General features: G+C 60.1%; 10 protein-coding genes. 4 read left to right on the top strand and 6 right to left on the bottom strand.

What is annotated here, in order from left to right; genetic code table 11:
* Positions 1–5,271, top strand: a 5,271-nt coding sequence (locus tag BMS17_RS07155; protein WP_139348131.1) for an Ig-like domain-containing protein, incomplete at its 5' end; no start/stop codon positions are given.
* Positions 5,272–5,354: 83 nt separating this feature from the next.
* On the opposite strand, the gene BMS17_RS07150 is transcribed toward BMS17_RS07155, so the two are convergent.
* The 6 genes from BMS17_RS07150 to BMS17_RS07125 all read right to left on the bottom strand — a co-directional run bounded on the left by BMS17_RS07150 (position 5,355) and on the right by BMS17_RS07125 (position 12,580).
* Positions 5,355–5,714 carry a DUF6124 family protein gene (locus tag BMS17_RS07150; RefSeq protein ID WP_077430681.1) on the bottom strand — a complete coding sequence of 120 codons (360 nt, stop codon included), beginning with the start codon at positions 5,712–5,714 and terminating at the stop codon, positions 5,355–5,357.
* Between the two features lie 393 nt (positions 5,715–6,107).
* Complete coding sequence (locus BMS17_RS07145; protein ID WP_077430680.1) at positions 6,108–8,555, bottom strand: hypothetical protein; 2,448 nt, start codon at positions 8,553–8,555, stop codon at positions 6,108–6,110.
* 116 nt (positions 8,556–8,671) lie between these two features.
* Entirely contained in the window at positions 8,672–10,612 is a 1,941-nt protein-coding gene (lapD, locus tag BMS17_RS07140) for a cyclic di-GMP receptor LapD (protein ID WP_046032758.1), read from the bottom strand.
* A gap of 22 nt (positions 10,613–10,634) precedes the next feature.
* A complete protein-coding gene (gene lapG / locus BMS17_RS07135) occupies positions 10,635–11,342 on the bottom strand; it encodes a cysteine protease LapG (protein WP_046032759.1) in 708 nt (235 codons plus the stop codon).
* 244 nt (positions 11,343–11,586) lie between these two features.
* The gene (locus tag BMS17_RS07130; RefSeq protein ID WP_046032760.1) at positions 11,587–11,982 is read right to left on the bottom strand and encodes a YbaN family protein; all 396 of its coding nucleotides are present in this window, start codon (positions 11,980–11,982) and stop codon (positions 11,587–11,589) included.
* Positions 11,983–11,992: 10 nt separating this feature from the next.
* Positions 11,993–12,580, bottom strand: a complete 588-nt coding sequence (locus BMS17_RS07125) for a YecA family protein (RefSeq protein WP_046032761.1) — start codon at positions 12,578–12,580, stop codon at positions 11,993–11,995.
* Positions 12,581–12,992: 412 nt separating this feature from the next.
* Between BMS17_RS07125 and recQ the strand changes: the two genes are divergently transcribed.
* The 3 genes from recQ to BMS17_RS07110 all read left to right on the top strand — a co-directional run bounded on the left by recQ (position 12,993) and on the right by BMS17_RS07110 (position 17,519).
* The gene (recQ, locus tag BMS17_RS07120) at positions 12,993–15,119 is read left to right on the top strand and encodes a DNA helicase RecQ (protein ID WP_046032762.1); all 2,127 of its coding nucleotides are present in this window, start codon (positions 12,993–12,995) and stop codon (positions 15,117–15,119) included.
* 118 nt (positions 15,120–15,237) lie between these two features.
* Positions 15,238–15,672, top strand: a complete 435-nt coding sequence (locus BMS17_RS07115) for a MarR family transcriptional regulator (RefSeq protein ID WP_046032763.1) — start codon at positions 15,238–15,240, stop codon at positions 15,670–15,672.
* A 128-nt stretch (positions 15,673–15,800) separates the two neighbouring features.
* Positions 15,801–17,519, top strand: coding sequence for a FimV/HubP family polar landmark protein (locus tag BMS17_RS07110; RefSeq protein ID WP_046032764.1), 1,719 nt, complete (start codon positions 15,801–15,803; stop codon positions 17,517–17,519).
* Positions 17,520–17,545 lie beyond the last annotated feature (26 nt).

Raw genomic sequence — 17,545 nt, 5'->3', positions numbered from 1 at the left:
TACGGCACGTTGGTGCTGAATGCCAACGGCACSTACACCTACACCCTGAACACCAGCGATGCCGACTTCAAAGCGCTGCACGGCAATGGCAACGGCACCGAGAACTTCACTTACACCATCACCGATGCTGACGGCGATACCAGCACCGCCAATCTGGTGTTGAACATCCACAACAACGACGATCCGGTGACCATCAGTGGGCTGGATGTTTACGGCGGCGAGCTCACCGTCTACGARAAAAACCTCGGCGACGGCAGCAACCCGAATACCCCGGCGCTGACGCAAAACGGCACCTTCACCATCACCGCGCTCGATGGCGTTCAAACCCTCGACGTCGGTGGTCTGCATGTGGTCGTCGGTGGTGTCGCCGCCGGTTTCCCGCAATCCATCGTCACCCCATTGGGCAGCACGCTGACCATCACCGGGTTYGACGCCACCACCGGCGTGGTCAGTTACAGCTACACCCTGGTCGATAACGAAGCGCACCCAACCGCYRACGGCGCCAACACGCTSTCCGAGCAGTTCGCCGTCACCGTGGTCGACGACAACGGCACCACTGCCAACGCCAACCTCGACGTCAACATCGTCGACGATTTGCCAAAAGGCGTGAACGACAGCAACGCCGGCACGGCCTCGGAAACCYTGCTCACCCTCAACGGCAACGTGCTGACCAACGACGTGCAGGGCGCCGACCGCGTACCGACCGGTCCCAACGCTGGCCCGATCACTGCCGGCACCTTCACCGGCACTTATGGCACCTTGGTGCTCAACGCCAACGGCACGTACACCTACACCCTGAACACCAGCGATGCCGACTTCAAAGCCCTGCACGGCAATGGCAATGGCACGGAAACCTTCACYTACACCATCACCGATGCTGACGGCGATACCAGCACCGCCAATCTGGTGTTGAACATCCACAACAACGACGATCCGGTGACCATCAGTGGGCTGGATGTTTACGGCGGCGARCTCACCGTCTACGAGAAAAACCTCAGCGACGGCAGCAACCCGAATACCCCGGCGCTGACGCAAAACGGCACTTTCACTATCACTGCCCTCGACGGTGTGCAGACGCTGGATATCGGTGGTCTGCATGTGGTCGTCGGTGGCGTGGCCGCCGGTTTCCCRCAATCGATCGTCACCCCGTTGGGCAGTACGCTGACCATCACCGGGTTCGACGCCACCACCGGCGTGGTCAGTTACAGCCCAACCGCCAACGGCGCCAACACGCTCTCCGAGCAGTTCGCCGTCACCGTAGTCGACGACAACGGCACCACCGCCAATGCCAACCTCGACGTCAACATCGTCGATGACCTGCCAAAAGGCGTGAACGACAGCAACGCCGGGACYGCCTCGGAAACCCTGCTCACCCTCAACGGCAACGTGCTGACCAACGACGTSCAGGGCGCCGACCGCGTGCCGACCGGCCCCAACGCCGGGCCGATCACTGCCGGCACCTTCACCGGCACTTACGGCACGTTGGTGCTGAATGCCAACGGCACGTACACCTACACCCTGAACACCAGCGATGCCGACTTCAAAGCGCTGCACGGCAATGGCAACGGCACCGARAMCTTCACYTACACCATCACCGATGCYGACGGCGATACCAGCACCGCCAATCTGGTGTTGAACATCCACAACAACGACGATCCGGTGACCATCAGTGGGCTGGATGTTTACGGCGGCGAACTCACCGTCTACGAGAAAAACCTCAGCGACGGCAGCAACCCGAACACTCCGGCGCTGACTCAAAACGGCACCTTCACCGTGACCGCGCTCGATGGACTGCAAACCCTCGACGTCGGCGGTATTCATGTGGTGGTCGGTGGTGTCGCCGCCGGCTTCCCACAATCGATCGTCACGCCGTTGGGCAGCACGCTGACCATCACTGGCTACAACCCGACGACAGGCGTGGTCAGCTACAGCTACACCCTGGTCGACAACGAAGCGCATCCAAACGCCAACGGCGCCAACAGCCTCACCGAGAACTTCAACGTGGTGGCCACGGACGGCGACGGCAGCACTGCGTCGGGTCAGATCAATGTCAACATTGTCGATGACTTGCCTACCGCTGCCCCGAACACCGCCAACGCGGCCGAAGGTTCAACGGTCAACATCAGCGTCCTGGGCAACGACGTCCTCGGCGCCGATGGTGCCGCAGCGGGTGGGGCGGTGGTGGGTGTACGGGCCGGCGGCAACACAGGGACCCCGGCGAGCGGGGGAGTGGGCCTCAATATCAATGGCACCTACGGCTACCTGACGCTGGATGCGGCCGGTAACGCCGTGTACCACAGCAACCCGAACTCAGTGGGTGACGCAGGTGCCACCGACACGTTCACCTACACCATTCGCGATTCCGATGGCGACGAAAGCACCACCACCATCACCATCAATATCACTGACACGAGCCTCAAAGCGGTGATTGACCAGGACGTGACGGTCTACGAAAAAGCCCTCGACCTGAACCAGGACGTTCAGGACCTGGCGGCGGGCACTGTCACCGGCAGCGACCCGGGCAACACCGGGGAAACCGCCGCCGGCACGCTGGTCGGTTCAGTCACCGGCGGCATCGGCGGGCTCACCTACAGCCTGGTCGGCAGCGCCACTGGCTCGTACGGGCAGATCCTGCTCAACGCCAACGGCACTTACACCTATACGCTCACCTCGGCGCCCAAAACCTCGCCGAACGCCAATGACGGGCCAAACACCCTGAGCGAAAGCTTCACCTACAAAGCCACCGATGCCGCGGGCAACAGCGTCACCAGCACCATCATCGTCAACATTGTCGATGACGTGCCCACAGCGGTGGCCTCGGATCGCTCTGTGGCAGCGGTGGAGATCGACTCCAACATTCTGATCGTGCTCGACATCTCCGGCAGTATGGCCGACGACTCCGGCGTGCCGGGCCTGTCGCGGCTGGAGTTGGCCAAGCAGGCCATCAGCGCCTTGCTCGACAAATACGATGACCTGGGCGATGTGAAAGTGCAGCTTGTCACCTTCAGCAGCACCGCCTCTGACAGGACGTCGGTGTGGGTCGACGTGGCAACCGCCAAGACACTGCTTGCCGGGCTGTCCGCGGGCGGTGGCACCAACTACGATGCTGCCGTGGCAATGCTTCAGACAGCGTTCAATACGTCCGGCAAACTGACCGGTGCGCAGAACGTCGGGTACTTCTTCTCGGATGGCAAACCGACCACCGGCCAGGACATCGGTGCGTCGGACGAGGCAACGTTGAAAGCCTTCCTCGACGCCAACGGCATCAAGAACTATGCGATCGGCCTGGGCAGCGGCGTGAGCAACGCCAACCTCAACCCGATCGCCTATGACGGCAGCACCCACACCGACAACAACGCGGTGGTGGTAACCGACCTCAACCAACTCAACTCGGTGCTCTCGGGCACAGTGGTCGGCGCGCCGGTCACCGGTACGCTGCTGGAGGGCGGCACATTCGGCGCTGATGGCGGCTTCATCAAAACCCTTACGGTTGACGGCACCACGTACACCTTCGACCCTAAAGGCAACACCAACCAGGGTTCGCTGACCTTCAGTGGCGGCGTCAACCACGGCACGTTCAACACGGTGAACAACAGCATCAGTATCGCCACCAACAATGGCGGCACGCTGGTGGTTAACCTCGACACCGGTGAATACACCTACACCTCGCAAAAATTCACGTCGGTGGTAATCACCGAAAACATCGGCTTCACCGTCAGCGACAACGACGGCGACCTGGCAAGCTCCACGCTGACGGTCAAAGTCATTCCGAACGCGGCACCGGTGGCCGTCGATGACCACATCATCACCAACGTGATGTCGGGCAATATCGTGGTGCCGGGCGAGTTGCTGCTGGCCAACGACACCGATGCCGACAAGGATCCGCTGACCGCATCGCCCACCAACTTCGCTACCGGTTGGGTGGCCAAGGGCGCGGACTTCACCGGCACCGGCGCGATCAATTTCAAAGGCACCAATGACACCGCGGCCAACCAGAACCTGGCCGACGTGCGCAATGCCTTTGCGGGCAATACTGCGGCGATGACGGCATTGCTGGTGGTCAGCGGTTATCTGGGGCAGGTGACTGGCAACAACGCCAACGATGAAGACCTCATCACCGTGAAGCTGAAAGCGGGTGAAACCCTCAATCTGGATCACAACCTGGCGGCCGGGCACATCACCATGGAGTACTCCCTCAATGGCGGCGCCTTCATCAGCATCGGGGACGGAGAGACGATCACCGCCTCGGCGGATGGGACTTACCGGGTCCACATCACCAACATCGAAAACACCAGTGGCGGCAACGCCAAAGGAGACGAGAACTACCAGCTGACCATGACCGTCAACTACGCCGGCGCCCATGACAGCACACCGGACGCCCACGGCACCTACACCGCCAGCGACAACCACGGCGGCAGCGATACCGCGGCCGTGACCATCACCTACCAGGACGGCCACACCCTCACCGGCACTGCGGGCGACGACGTCATGGTGGCGGGCACCGGCAATAACATCATCAACGCTGGCGACGGCAACGACGTGCTCACCGCTGGCACCGGCAACAACGAACTGCATGGCGGCGCTGGCAATGACTTGCTGTTCAGCGGCACGGGCAATGACCTGCTCGACGGCGGCACGGGTATTGACACCGTGAATTACACCCACGCCACTGCCGGGGTCACGGTTGACCTGAGCTTGCTCACCCCGCAAAACACAGGAGGCGCTGGCACTGACACCCTCACCGGCATCGAAAACCTGGTCGGCTCCAATTTCAATGATGCCCTCACGGGTGACAACAACAGCAACGTCATCAACGGCGGGTTGGGCGACGACATCCTCAAGGGTGGCGGTGGTGACGACTTCATGATTGGCGGGTTGGGTAACAACACCCTCACGGGCGGGGCAGGGGCCGACACCTTCCAGTGGCTCAAAGGCAACAGCGGCCACGACGTCGTCACCGACTTCACCCCAGGCACCGACAAACTCGATTTGTCGCAACTGTTGCAAGGAGAAAACAGCACCACGGCCTCGCTGGATGACTACCTGCATTTCAAAGTGGTCGGCAGCGGTGCCTCGGTAATCACCAGCATTGATGTCAGCGCCATGGCCGGCGCCACGCCGAACCAGACCATCGACCTGGCGGGCGTCGACCTCGCCAGCCACTACGGTGTCACGCCGGGGGCGGGCGGTGTGGTGGCCGGGGGGCATGACACGGCGACCATCATCACTGGCATGCTCAATGACCATTCGTTGAAGGTGGACACCGTGTGACCTGACGTCTGAAACGACAAAACCCGCCATTCCTGGGTAAGGAATGGCGGGTTTTTTGTTGTCCGTTCGGTACAGAGACTTCGTTAGCCTTGCGGGTCGACGTTATCCAGCATCCGGTTCACTGCCAGTTCACCCAACATCACGGAGTGTTGAATGCCGAGCAGGGTGTGGCGTTGTGTACCGTTCAGTTGCCCGGCGAAATCGCTCAGCATGATGCTGGCGGACGCCAATGACTCACAGGCGTTGACCAGCAAGGTTTCGTCATCGGTCTCGGGAGCAATGAAGAAAATGGTGCTGGGCTTGCGCGGCGTGTCTTTGGGAATGACCGGTTTGAGGTAGTAATCGAGGGCGCGGTCGACGGCGTTGTTGAGCTTTTTGGAATCGGTGGATTCGTAGGGGGAAACGTCGTCGGTTTCGGGTGGGTTGGGTGTGATTTTGAACATGGTGAAACTCCTACAGAAAATGGAGCCACCAATACTTGTCGCTAAACAAGTGAGGGTGGCGGCTGCACGCAGGTTAGCGAACCGGGTGTAGGCGCCCGGCAGATCCAAAGATCTCCCGCGCACAGCCGCCATGACAACAATCGCAAACATGAACTGTCTGCAAGAGTGTTTGGAGCGCTGTTGCGCCTACAAAGGTTCGGGTCGCTAAACCCGATCGCTGATTCGTCAGCGACCGGGAAACAATAGAGCCCGGCCCTTAGGCGCACAAGCCGGCGGATTCTGGCGCAGTCGTAGGTAACGGCGCAAGGATGTGTAGCCTGAGTGAGTGTCTGGAGATGTCTTTTAAACATTTCGTTTTTATTTGCCCAATATCCATAACGCCATGCAGAGGGGTTATTGCTTCAACACCCATGTGGTGACGGTGTAGGGGAGTGGAGTTGAATGAAAGTACCAAACGGGTCGTTCGTTTGTGTTGTACCTAATCGACAGGTGCGAATCTTGATTACCTTGTGCCGGTACCGGAATGCGAGCGATTCGGATTGTATTAGCCCCAGTGTTATCCAGGTATTCGGATGTTTTTGGCCATTTTCTGTAGATATCGGTTAACAGGATCTCTCTTAGGCTGACATCCTGGAAATCGACAATTTGGCCGTGGCTCGCTGCCCAGGCGGTGCCTTCGGCATGGTTCATTTTTTTGGGACTAACGATCAATCGATACACATTGGATACTTGCACCTGGAAATTGGCGGTAATACCGCTGTTGTCCGTGATCCGTATCGTTGTGCGGCCATTGCCCGTCCCAACCACCTTGCCATCCATGACTGATGCAATCGTTGGGTTGTCGGAGGTATAGGTGTAAGGAGGGGGTCCCCCCGTTGGAATGCGAGTAGCGGTATTGTTCGGTGCGTCTAAGCCAGAAAATGTCCAGGTGACATCGGCATGAACTGCGAAGCCGTCCAGAATCATGTCGGATGGGTCGATGATCAGGACAGCGGATTTAACGATGTACCCGCGTGACGGAAATGACACTGCTGTTGCATTGTCGGCAACACCCTCAAAATTCACCCTGAAACTGATCGTCAGCGCACTGCCATCCTTCAGTGTTTTCAACCAATCAAGCGGCACTGGCCGACCCAACCCGGGAAGCGTGCCATGGGGCTCGCCAGTGCGGTCGTCGAAGTAAACCGGGGCGCCATTCATATCGAATCCGTCATACCGCAACCAGACATTTTGCCCCAGCACCTGATGGGGCCACTCAGCCACCCGGAGCTGATCCGTGGCCTGCAGTTTGCTCACATCCAGTGTCGTACCCGGTGAACCGTCGACGTGCGGTGTCGGTAAACCGGGATGGCTATCCGGGATCCGGCCAATGGACGCGTTCAACACTGGCGACACATAGGACTTGCCGTCACGAAACAGCAGGTAACTGAGCTTGACCGGTTTACCCATGTTCGCCGCAACGAACGCCTTGTCCAGCGGGAAGTTGGCGCGGCTATTGGCGTTCAGAGGCTGGGCGGTGAAGGTGGGAGAGCCCGCACCGGGGGCGCCCTCCACAATGAGCTGGACTGTGTCGCCCACGCGGTGGCCAAGCACTTCAACCTGGCCGTTGGCGCCTTGCAGGTTGGCGACGTCCAGCGGATCGAGCACGGCATTGACGGATTTCTGCAGCCTTGGCGCGAACAGGTCCGGCAAGCCTTCGCCGATGACCCGGGCCGAGGCCACTCGGGAGGTGCCGATCGGCGTGCCGTTTCTGAACAACTGATACGTTGCCGTCACCAGGCTGCCGGCAATGACGCTGTCGTTGGGCACTTGCAACACGCAAGGTTTTTTCTGCCCGAACTCGTCCGCGTCGACGACGCCATTTGCCGTCACCACCACGTCTGGCTGGCCGGTGACTTTGGCGGTGTAGGTCGCACTGAGAGTATCGCCGGGCAGGAAGCGCGGATCGTTGGTCAGCACAATCAGCAGCAGCGGATTCTTGCCCAGTTTTTCCAGGTCGATGAGGCTGGGGTCGTCTGCCGCGTCGCTCTGGATTTCCCGCAGGATGGGCATCGGCAAGCGGCTGCCGGCCAGGTCCACATCCACGATCTGCGTCGCCGACCAGGGGGAATCGGTATCGGGCCCATTACCGAGCTGGTCGGTGACCGTGTAGGAAAACTTGAATTGCGGATGGTCCCTGGCAGTCTCCAGATCGACGCGGCTCACAGTGAAACACACGGTGACAGGCTCGTCGGAACCGGGACTGGGCGCTTGCAGTTCCGTGACCTTGTGAAACACATCGTGGCCATTGCAGTTCAGGCGGATGAGGTCGTGGGCCCGGCAAAACGGGTAGGAGACGCACACTTGAGCGCCCGTTGCGGGAAAGTCCGGGCCGACACCATTTTTAATGGCATCCGGCAAAATCAGCTCCAGCCGGGAGTGGCCATCCTCGCCGGGATCCGTGTCCTGATTGCCGGGCCGAATGGCGTTGTACAGTAGCTCCAGCGGTGGCTCGGAAGTGCCCATGTTCTGGCTGCTGCGCGTGACGGTATAGGTCAGGCGATTGATGATGTCGGCGAATAGCAACTTTTTCGGAATGTAGAGGGTGACGGTGTCGTCCTCGGCCTGAGTGAGTTGACTGTCGATGCCGGGCTGACCGTTCAGATTGAGGGAGACGGTATCGCCCGGTTCTTGACCCAGGTAGGGATCAATCAAAACAGTAGCGCCCATGGGGGCCAGGTCATAAATACGCAGGGGTACGCCAACATCTGCGCCCACGACCGGCTCGGTGGCTTCGGGCACTCTGGGGGCATAGAGCACCAAAACCGTGTTATCGAAAGCGTCGGCTTGAACGCTGGTCATGGGGTAACTCCTGAAGGATAGGATGGGCTGATGGGTATCAGACACCCGGTCCGGAGCAGCCGGCTACTGTCAGATCTGACAGGTACACACAGATTTAAGACGTGCGGTCATACCGCTCACATCGGCTCCGGCGGCCCGATCAACCGCCCCATCACCCCAAACAACCCCAGTTCCCGAATCACCTCCAACTCCCCCTGCGTCTCCACCATCTCCGCAATCAATGGCAGATCAATGCTGTTGGTCGCCCGATAAATCGCATCGATAAACAGCCGCTTGTCAGGCTGCACGTCAATGCTGCGGAGGTACGCGCCATCGATTTTCAAATACGCCAACCCGAGCTGCGTCAGGTTGCCGATCTGGCTGAAGCTGCCACCAAAGTGCTGCAAGCCGATGCGGTAGCCGGTATCGAGCAGGCTATGGCTCAGGCGCTGCAACTCTTCCGGCGGCGGCAGTTGGCGTTCGTCGATCTCCAGGGTCAGCAGGGGTGCCAGTTCCGGCAGTGAATCAAGCAGGTCGATGATTTGTCGCAGCTGCGCCGGGTCACGCAGGGTGCTACCGGACAGGCTCAACGCCAGGGGCCAGCGGTTGACGACAAGATAGTCGAGGGTCGCTTCGAGCATCGTCAGGTCGAACCGCGCGGACCAGCCGAGACGCTCGATCCACGGCAGGAAATGCCCGGCCGCAATCGCCTCGCCCTGCGGGTCGAGCAGACGCGCGAGGACTTTGTGGTGCAGCACCTGGCTGGTGTCGGCGCATTGCACGACCGGTTGGAAATACAGTTGCAGTTTGCCGTGGGTCAGGGCGTCGTCGATCCAGCTGCGCCAGTCATGCTGGGAGTGGTTATTCGCGGTGGCGGTGTCGGCCAGATGGACCCACGGCCGCTCGGGATGTTGCCGGGCTTGCGTCAGTGCTTGATCGAGGCGCAGCAGCACGTCGCTGGCCGGTTCGCCGGGGTGGTAGGGGACGATGCCCAAATGCGCCACCGGCATGCAATCGCTGGCGCCGGTCAGGCGCAGGTTTTCCAGGGTCGCACTGATTTCCGAGGCCAGGCGTTCGGCGTCGGCGCCATCCAGGCCCGGCGTCAGCAGGCTGAACTCCCCGCCGCGATTGCGTGCCGCCAACCAGGTGCGACGTTCCGGCAAATGCGTCAGACGCTTGAGCAGTTCGCCGACAGCGCTGATCAATGCATCGGTGCGTTGACCACCCAGGCGCTGGTTGAGGCCGATCAGGTCGTTGACCCGCAACATCAGTAAATGGCCGGCGCTGCTCTGTTCGCTGATCAGCAACTGATCGGCCAATTGTTCATCCAGCAAACGGCGATTGGCCAGGCCCGTGAGGCTGTCCTGATAGGACTCGGCCCGCAGTTTTTCACTGCGGGTGGCTTCTTCGGCGAACAGCGCCTTGAGTTTCTCGACCATCTGGTTCATCGCCAGCACCACGCGCCGCAATTCCGGTGTGCGTGGCAGTTTCGGCAGGCTCAGGAACTCGCGTTTGCTGATGGCTTCGGCCTGTTTGACCATTTTGTCGAGCGGGCGCAATTGCCGGCGTAACAACCAGCCACCGAACACCGCGCTGAGCAATCCACAGAGCAGCAGCCAGATCAGACTGCCGAGCGTACTGTCCCAGAGTTTGGCCAGGGCGAACTGCGGATTGCTCAACACTTCGACCCGCGCTACCTGTTCCCAGCCACGCATGATCAGCGCGTCGCCCCCTTCCGGGCTCAGGTTGACGAGGCGGACAAACCAGCGCGGAACGCCGTCGATTTTTGCGGAGGCATTGCGCTCCACCAACACCGTTTCATCGACGATGTTGACCACGCGAATGCTGCGGAAATAGCCGCTGTCGAAAATCGAACTGACCATCAGTTCGGTCATGGCCGGGTCGTCGATTTGTGCGGTCAGCGACAAACCCAGCGCGGTGGCGGCGTCCTGGGCGTGGGAGCGCAACTGGCCGAGCGTTTGTTCGCGGGAGCTTTCCAGGCTGACAAAAAAACTGCCACTGAAGGCCACCAGCAGGAACAGGCAAATGGCGAGAAATAACTGTTTGCGCAGTGACATAAATCGCTCCTTGCTGTGACGGCTAGCCTTCGCCTACGGCGAATCCTTCGGCTTGCATCTTTTTCAACACGTCTTGCCAGCGCGACAGTTTTTTAGTGTCGCCGCTGCGTTTACCGCCATTGGCCCCCGGCAAGTACAGGCCTTCGGCATTGAAGGCGTACACCGGCAACAGGTCCTTGCGTTGGGACGCGGGGCGGATTTCGCTGATCAGGTTGTCCAGCACCAGCGGTTCGGCCGTTGGGGTGCTGTAGAAGGTCAGCACCATGTGCGCCTGATTCTGGGCCAGCGCCTTGACGTAAGTAATGCGCAGTTTTTCGCTGGGAATCCCGAGGTAGCGCAGGCTGAAATATTTCGCCAGCGCGTAGTCTTCACAGTCGCCGGCGCCCTTGATCAACGATTCTTCTGGCGTGGCCCAGTAATCGGTCTGACGCCAGATGCGCGTGTCGTCTTGAAAATTCAGCTGCTGATTGAAGAACCGATTGACCGCATTCAGTTGCTCGCGCTCGGGCTGCTGCTGTTCGCTTTTGAGCATTTGACTCCAGGCCTCGATTCTTCCCTGGGCCGGGCCGAGGGGGCCATAGCGCTTTTCGGCGGTTTGCAGGATCTGCGTAAAGTCCCAGTCGGCCAGGACTGTGCCCAGCCCCGCCAGCAGAAAACTGGCCAGCAGTAGCCACCCGCCGAGCCGAAGTCGGAGCGTTGACCATCCTGGACTTCGCGGACGACGGGACATGTCTGGCTGCTCGCGTGCAGATGCCTGAAGTCTAGGCGGAGTTTTCAGCGAGGGCGGACAAATTGTCGGGTGGGTGCACGGACCTGCATACACGGACCTGTAGCAGCTGGCGAAGCCTGCGTTCGGCTGGGAAGCAGTCGTAAACCCAGAACCCCGGATTCAACTGAACGACCGCATTGCCTGATTTCACGACTGCTTCGCAGCCGAACGCAGGCTTCGCCAGCTGCTACAGGGGCGGGGGTGTTCAGGGTTTGTGCAGGGTTTTTTGCTTGAGGATGTAGGCCGTGACGAGCACGGCGCTGGTCAGCATGAACCCGCGCGCCCACGGCAGGGGCACCAGATAGCAGGAGAACAGGATGCTCGCCCACATCAGTCCGATGGCGTAGACCTTGCCCTTGAGCGGGATGCCGTTACCGTCGAGATAGTCGCGAATCCACGGGCCGAGCCGTGGATGCTCCACCAGCCACTGATAAAAACGCGGCGAACTGCGGGCGAAGCACGCGGCGGCCAGCAACAGGAAGGGGGTGGTGGGCAAAACTGGCAGGAAAATCCCGATCACCCCCAGCGCTACGCTCAACCAGCCGATGGCCAGCAGCACATAGCGCAACATCAGGGGGCGGTTGCCTATGGGGTTGTCCATAGGCAAGACCTTAGTGGTGACGTGGCTTGAGGATCGCCGGTTTTTCGTCTGGTGCGTTGCACAGCAGGTACAGCGCAGTCAGGGCTTCCGGGATCTGAACGATCATGTCGTCCATCAGGTTGGCATCCTTGGCGATGTCTTCGAACTCTGGCTGTTCGTCGAACAGGCCCGAGCCGACCATGATCGGCAGCAGCATTTCGCTGACTTCATCTTCGGCACTTTCGAACCAGGCTGCTTCGCGCAGGAACACACCTTCCATGAAACCGATGCACCAGCCGCGCAGGTCGGAATCATCCGGCTCTTCGCCCAGGTCCAGGTCGCATGGCAGTTCGAATTCTTCATCGGACGCCAGTTGGCGGGCAATGTGAGCCTTGAGGCCGATCAGTGTGGCTTCGATCTCTTCGCGCTGCGCTTCGCTGCTGTAATGCGGTTCTTCGGCGAAGAGGGCGTCGATCCACTCACGGTCAGGAACGGTTTCGGAACAGATCGACAGCGCGGTGAGGTAGCCGTGAGCGGCCACATAGTCCAGCGCCTCGTCATGCAGTTCGTCGGCGTCGAGGAAGACTTGCAAACGGGTTAGTTGCTCAGCGAAGGACATTAAAGGGCTACCTTGGGGAATGTTCGATGCGGGAATTCTAGGCCTTCTTGAGCGCTCAGGCCAGCCGCGCGGCATATTTGCACCCTCGTAAGAACAGGCAACCCCGCAATCCCTGTAGGAGTGAGCCTGCTCGCGAAAGCGGTGCCACATTCAAAATCAATGTTGACTGGCCCACCGCCATCGCGAGCAAGCTCGCTCCCACAGGGTTCTTCATTGGATTTGCTTCATGTGTCTTATCAGCGGTGCCCTGTGCGAGGGAGGCCTCGGGTATACTCGCGCGTTTTGTGATGCCCTGCTGGCGTCCCGGCTGAAATGTGAAGCGTCATGCAACGCGCCCTTACGATTTTTCGGTGCAGCGTGCGTGGTTCTGAACCAGCCTTGCAGGGATGTTTTTGTGATTTTTGGAGTTTTTATGCTCGAACAGGCTCAACGCGTCCTCAAGGACATCTTCGGCTACGACAGTTTTCGTGGCCGTCAGGGTGCAATCATTGAGCGCGTGGCCAGTGGCGGCGACGCCCTGGTACTGATGCCTACCGGTGGCGGCAAATCCTTGTGTTTCCAGGTCCCGGCACTGCTGCGTGAAGGCCTGGCGGTGGTGGTTTCGCCGCTGATCGCACTGATGGACGACCAGGTCGCTACCCTCGAAGAGCTGGGTGTCGCGGCGGCTGCATTGAACTCCACGCTGAGCGCTGAACAACAGCGCGACCTGGCGGCCCGCATCAAGCGCGGCGAAGTGAAAATGCTCTACCTGGCGCCCGAGCGTCTGGTCCAGCCGCGCATGCTGGCGTTCCTGCAAAGCCTTGAAATTGCCCTGTTCGCCATCGACGAAGCGCACTGTGTATCGCAGTGGGGTCACGACTTCCGCCGTGAATACCTGCAACTGGGCCAATTGGCGGAATTGTTCCCGAACGTCCCGCGTATCGCCCTGACGGCCACCGCCGATAAACGTACCCGCGAAGAAATCGTCGATCGCCTGCACTTGCACAATGCCGAACGTTTTCTGTCGAGTTTCGACCGTCCAAACATCTTCTACCGCATCGTGCCCAAGGAACAACCGCGCAAGCAGTTGCTGGCGTTCCTGGCCGAGCGGCGCAGCGATGCCGGCATTGTTTACTGCCTGTCGCGCAAAAAGGTCGACGAAGTGGCGGTGTTCCTCAGTGAACAAGGCTTCCCTGCGCTGCCGTATCACGCAGGTTTGCCCAACGAAACCCGGGCCCATCACCAGAAACGCTTCCTCAACGAGGAAGGCTTGATCATGGTCGCCACCGTGGCGTTCGGCATGGGCATCGACAAGCCCAACGTGCGGTTTGTCGCTCACCTCGATTTGCCGAAGTCCCTTGAGGCCTATTACCAGGAAACCGGTCGTGGTGGCCGTGATGGCCTTCCGGCAGACGCCTGGATGGCTTACGGCCTGCAAGACGTGGTGATGCTCAAGCAAATGTTGCAGAACTCCGAAGGCGACGAGCGCCACAAGCGTCTGGAGCAGCACAAGCTCGACGCGATGCTCTCGCTCTGTGAAGAAACCCGCTGCCGTCGCCAGACGTTGCTCGCCTACTTCGACGAAGACATGCCCGAGCCATGCGGCCATTGCGACAACTGTGTCGACGGCGTGCAGACCTGGGACGCCACCGAGCCGGCCCGTCAGGCGCTCTCGGCGATTTACCGTACCGGCCAGCGTTATGGTGTCGGGCATCTGGTCGATGTGTTGCTGGGCAAGGACAACGAAAAAATCCGCAGCATTGGTCACCAGCATCTTTCAGTGTTCGGGGTCGGCAAGGCGATGGGCGAGAGCGAATGGCGCTCGCTGTTCCGACAGCTGGTTGCCCGTGGTCTGGCCGACATCGACCTCGAAGGCTACGGCGGCCTGCGCCTGAGCGACACATGTCGCCCCCTGCTCAAGGGCGAAGTGACCCTGGAACTGCGCCGCGACCTCAAGCCGCAAACCACCGCCAAAAGCAGCAAGAGCCAGGCGAGCCAACTGGTGCGGGGCGAAGAGCGCGAGCAGTGGGAAGCCTTGCGCGCCCTGCGCCGCAAACTCGCCGAAGAACATGGCGTGCCGCCGTATGTCATTTTCCCCGATTCGACATTGTTGGAAATGCTCCGCAGCCAGCCCACCTCACTCTCGGAAATGGCCACGGTCAGCGGCGTCGGTGCACGCAAGCTGGAGCGTTACGGCGAAGCGTTCCTCGAAGTGCTCGGCGGTCAGGTCGAAGCGCCGAAAGTCGTGGCCGACGTGCGCCACGAACTGATCACCCTGGCCCGAGCCGGCATGACGCCGCTGCAAATCGCCGGTCAGTTGCAGTGTTCGGAGAAGAACGTCTACACCATGCTCGCCGAGGCCATCGGCAAGCAGCAGTTGTCGCTGGAGCAGGCGCTGGATTTGCCTGAAGAACTGATGGGCGAAGTCCAGGATGCCTTCCTCGACGGCGAAGGTGAGTTGCCGGCAGTTTCTGAGATTGCCGCGCTGTTTGCCGGGCGAGTGCCAGAAGGTGTTCTGTACTGTGTGCGGGCGGCCCTGCAATCGGAGTTTGAGGTTTAAGCGGTTTTGTAGGTTGATGTAACGATTCACTACAGACCGAGCCTTGCCTCAAGCCAAGGGTCATGCTTAGCTGGCTAATAATTAGTTTTTATTACTTCAGTCTAATCATGAGTGTTTTATGCCGTTAACCGATCAACACCGCTTTGGCATGCAATTGGCCCAGATGTCGCGAGGCTGGCGTGCCGAATTGGACCGTCGACTGGCGGGGCTGGGATTGTCCCAGGCTCGCTGGCTAGTGCTGCTGCACCTGGCACGCTTCGAACAAGCCCCCACCCAGCGTGAACTGGCGCAAAGCGTCGGTGTTGAAGGGCCGACCCTGGCCCGATTGCTCGACAGCCTGGAAACCCAGGGACTGGTGCAGCGCCAAGCGGTGCTGGAAGACCGCCGGGCGAAAAAAATCGCTCTCTGCGCGCCGGCCCTTCCCCTGATCGAACAAATTGAAACTATTGCCACCCAACTGCGCCAAGAACTGTTCGCAGGCGTCGACGAGGCCGATCTAAAGGTCTGCATGCGGGTTCACGGGCACATTCTGGCCAACCTGGAAAAATCTTGATGCATAACCCCTCGCCAGACTTTTGAGATACCCCCGCTGGGCAGACTATAAAGAACTACTACGCAATATCGTGTTCGTAACGGATGTGCGAACACGCATAGGTTGGTTCTGTTATCTAAGGGATGCTCATGCTTGAGAGTTGGCCGTTGGTTTTACGGTGTGGCGCCAGGTTGTTTCTGGTCGGTGGTGCGATCACTTACTCTGCATTGGCGCCCGCGCTGGGATTGGGGGATATCACGCTTCACTCCGCGCTGAATCAGCCATTGAGTGCCGACATCGCCCTGGTGGATGTCGGCGGGCTGGAGGAGGGCGAGTTGTCCGTCAGTCTGGCGACGGCAGATGAATTCAGTCGCGCTGGCGTGGAGCGGTTGTTCTTCCTCAACAACCTGAAGTTCACCCCGATCCTGCGGGGCAATCGAAGCCTGATCCGGGTCACCTCCAGCAAAGCGGTCAGCGAACCTTTCCTGAATTTTGTGGTGCAGCTCAATCAGCCCAACGGGCGCGTGTTGCGTGAGTACACGGTACTGATTGATCCACCGGGTACTCCGGGTGTCGAACCCGTCGCGGATGAGCCGGTCACCACGTCTCAGTCTTCTGCCTTCCCCGTCGTCAAACCCAGCGCGCCATCAAACCCGGTGAAGAAATCCGCCGCAGTCCCGGTAGCGGTGCCACCTGCCACCGTCCCCGTGAATGATCCCGTTATTGCCGAACAACTGGCCGCCAGCGTGCTGCACATCCAGCAGCTGCAAACCACTGTCGACGAGTTGAATTCAAAGCTTCAAGCACAGGACGAGCAGATCACCGGTCAGAAAAAACAGGTGACCGAGTTGCAAACCCGATTGGCTGAAGTCACTCACGCCGCCGCCGAGCCCGTGGCGCCAGTGCCTGTCGCGCCCACACCCGTCGTTGTCGAGGAGCAGGGAGCGACCCACTGGCAGTTGATCATTGGATTGCTGGCGCTGGTGGCGTTGGCACTGCTGGGGTGGTTCGTTCGTCATCGACGCCAGCAAGTTCTGGTGTTGCCCGAGGCTTTCACCGATTTGCCGTCACGGCAGGAGCTGGTACACGATCGTCCAGCACAACCATTGGCACACACCGCCATGCTTAAACCGGCCACCGACCACCGTGAAGCAACGTCAGCAGGCGATGTGCTGGAAGGTGTCGGCATCTACCTGACCTATGGTCGTTTTTCCGAAGCCGCAGCCTTGTTGCGAGAGGCGCTTAGCAAAGAGCCTCAACGCTCGGACCTGGCCGTGCAACTGCTGGAGGTGCTCGGTAAACAAGGTGATGTGCCCGCCTATGAGGCACAGGAAAACAGCCTGCGACAAGCCGGGTTTGACCGACAAAAACTTCAGGACATCCGCACCCGTCACCCGAAACTGAACAGTGCGGTACCTGCGGTCGCGGCACCGGTCGTCGCCCCTGAGCAAGCCTCACCCAACGACTGTTTCCAGTTGAACCTGGATGATTTGTCGATGGATTCCAGTTGGGATCTCGTCAGTCCCTTCGACAGTTCGACGCCCGACGTGCACCCATTGCCCGACGCGTCATTGCTGCCGGAACCCGAACTGGAATGGGACCCGGTACCTGATCTGCCGTTGCAGGCTGTCGATTTTCTCGATGAATTCAGCGACGTCGGTCAGTCATTGCAACATGAGCCGCTGCAACTTGAACCGCTGAGCCTTGCGCCGCTGGAGCCGAACAACGCCGGTAAACTCGAGCAGGCCCAGACCTGCATTGACGATGGTGATCTCGACAACGCCATCGCGCTGCTGAATGAATTGCTCAAGGACGGCGACGAGCCACTTCGCCAGACCGCCCGCAGTCTGTTGGCCGGTATCCGCTGAGGCTCTATGATAGCGACGCCCTCAGA

The organism is Pseudomonas sp. C9 (genome assembly GCF_002000165.1).
GTDB lineage: Bacteria > Pseudomonadota > Gammaproteobacteria > Pseudomonadales > Pseudomonadaceae > Aquipseudomonas.
The sequence above is the reverse complement of the archived record's forward strand: the minus strand, read 5'-3'. Positions and strand labels throughout refer to the sequence as shown.

What these genes read in the sequence shown, in the direction of transcription:
- BMS17_RS07150 (WP_077430681.1), bottom strand. Translation starts at nt 5,714, where the DNA reads ATGTTCAAAATCACACCCAACCCACCCGAAACCGACGACGTTTCCCCC.
- BMS17_RS07145 (WP_077430680.1), bottom strand. Translation starts at nt 8,555, where the DNA reads ATGACCAGCGTTCAAGCCGACGCTTTCGATAACACGGTTTTGGTGCTC.
- lapD (WP_046032758.1), bottom strand. Translation starts at nt 10,612, where the DNA reads ATGTCACTGCGCAAACAGTTATTTCTCGCCATTTGCCTGTTCCTGCTG.
- lapG (WP_046032759.1), bottom strand. Translation starts at nt 11,342, where the DNA reads ATGTCCCGTCGTCCGCGAAGTCCAGGATGGTCAACGCTCCGACTTCGG.
- BMS17_RS07130 (WP_046032760.1), bottom strand. Translation starts at nt 11,982, where the DNA reads ATGGACAACCCCATAGGCAACCGCCCCCTGATGTTGCGCTATGTGCTG.
- BMS17_RS07125 (WP_046032761.1), bottom strand. Translation starts at nt 12,580, where the DNA reads ATGTCCTTCGCTGAGCAACTAACCCGTTTGCAAGTCTTCCTCGACGCC.
- recQ (WP_046032762.1), top strand. Translation starts at nt 12,993, where the DNA reads ATGCTCGAACAGGCTCAACGCGTCCTCAAGGACATCTTCGGCTACGAC.
- BMS17_RS07115 (WP_046032763.1), top strand. Translation starts at nt 15,238, where the DNA reads ATGCCGTTAACCGATCAACACCGCTTTGGCATGCAATTGGCCCAGATG.
- BMS17_RS07110 (WP_046032764.1), top strand. Translation starts at nt 15,801, where the DNA reads ATGCTTGAGAGTTGGCCGTTGGTTTTACGGTGTGGCGCCAGGTTGTTT.